The 234-nt window shown below is 71.4% G+C and carries 1 protein-coding gene; it reads left to right on the top strand.

Annotation, left to right across the window (positions count from 1 at the left end):
- The coding region (locus KVT32_RS31640) for a hypothetical protein (RefSeq protein WP_217619589.1) at positions 1-234 on the top strand (234 nt) is incomplete at both ends.

Raw genomic sequence — 234 nt, 5'->3', positions numbered from 1 at the left:
AAACGCTGCATCACTTTGGCGCCGTCAGGACATCGCCGGCAAGACCGTGCGCGAAGCCTTCGGCGAGGAACTGTACGCGCGCGACGCCGACTTCCTGCGCCGCGGCCTGCACGGCGAAGCGGTGCGCTTCGAGACGCGCATGTCGGGACCGGACGGCCCGCGGACGGTCGAGGTCACCGCGATTCCCGACTGTCGCAGCCCCCGCACCCGTCGTGGCAGCCGTCCCGGAACGCG

The organism is Achromobacter sp. GbtcB20 (assembly GCF_019091095.1).
In the GTDB taxonomy this organism is placed as follows: Bacteria; Pseudomonadota; Gammaproteobacteria; order Burkholderiales; family Burkholderiaceae_B; genus Achromobacter; species Achromobacter mucicolens.
Note: the sequence above shows the minus strand (reverse complement) of the source record. Positions and strands in the feature narration are given on the sequence as shown.